The sequence below is a fragment of the Corynebacterium sp. KPL2680 genome (assembly GCF_040225675.1).
In the GTDB taxonomy this organism is placed as follows: Bacteria; Actinomycetota; Actinomycetes; order Mycobacteriales; family Mycobacteriaceae; genus Corynebacterium; species Corynebacterium rhinophilum.
The window spans coordinates 1-1,276 of the sequence record NZ_JBEHFM010000055.1 but is presented as its reverse complement, the minus strand read 5'-3'; the positions used below and the strand labels follow the sequence as shown (position 1 = coordinate 1,276).

General features: G+C 48.4%; 1 protein-coding gene. It reads right to left on the bottom strand.

Translation table 11 applies throughout. The features are described 5' to 3' along the window. Positions 1-309 precede the first annotated feature (309 nt). On the bottom strand, positions 310-777 hold the full coding sequence (locus tag ABRP66_RS11590; protein WP_284771361.1) for a hypothetical protein: 468 nt from the start codon (positions 775-777) through the stop codon (positions 310-312). Positions 778-1,276 lie beyond the last annotated feature (499 nt).

The following is a 1,276-nucleotide window of genomic DNA, read 5'->3' as shown; positions in this document are numbered from 1 at the left end:
AACCAAGTCTTCGGCTATACTGACCACAGCAGCATAGCTAGCCCCCGATGTGTCCACTTTCCGGGGGTCAGGCCCAATGACTACGGTGTCACTGAAGAGAGGCCATACCCCAGCGAGGATTAACGAAGTCAGCGAGAAGCTGATGGAAATCCTAGGATCGCCGGCTTGATTAACGAATTGTCGACCCCACCAGTTAACGCTGGCTTGCGAACGAAGATGATACACATTTGAGCTACGGCCACTTGACATCGGTCTAGATGCTTGCGTTCCTTCCTTGAAACAGAATCTAAAGCCGATGAGATGGACTGCTCAGTACATGGGGATTTCTGGACCTTGGTTACGGAATTTTTCGAGCAAGGACCCGAATTCGACCTCCCATATATGAAACTCACTCGGCAAGAATGTAGGTTCCTTTTTCTGCCGAGAAACGACATCAGCTTGAGCTGCTTCACGCGTAGCAAAAGCAGCCAATATATCTGGGCTAATTTCCTGGTGGCGCGCGGAGGAATTTTGCGCATATCCTTCTCTAAAAACGAGATAAACGAGGTTCGGGAAATGGCACTTGTTTAGTTTCCCTCTCCAGCCCTGAAGGGGAACTTCTTCAGCCCAACAGGTCATATCTGAAGAATCAACATGCTCGCCCATGGCGCGCTCCTGCTCTCTGGTTAAAGCTACTCCGACAAATTCTTCGTCATACGTAGCTTCCATACGCGCAAAGAGCACAAAAATTTTAGCTTGGTTACTGTTATCTGAAGTTCTACCTGTTAAACCTTGCATGCTTCTCTAAACGGTTCAGTGTCAACAGTCGCAGTGTAAGTTTTATCACCGTCTACGATAGTTCCCGTAGTCGTGCCAATAAAGTTCGTATCCACTAAGCCATTGCAACGAAACTCAATGTTTTTCTGTTCGAGTTTGGATTGTCCCTGATTGTAAGAACGCGTAGGAACGCCAGACTTTAATGGTGCGTCTTTCCATACCATCCAATACTGGTACTTAAGTTTACTCTCGTGTTTGATAGAAGTTACCGGACGACTACACTTAGTCACCGGCTTAAAACCGATGATCCTTGCATCACCATCGCCGGTCTTAGTTCGTACATGAACTTCTGTAGGCTCGAGTACGCACGGTCCATAGTCTGGAGTTGCAGCGTACGGTTGAGCGGCGGGAGCACTACTGGACCTGGCCCCTGGAGCGTGTCATGGGGTTGCCCGCAAATCGTGGACACGTTGTTAAGCTGCTTAGGGGTTAAGCAGCGGCTTTCTTATTACCATTTTGA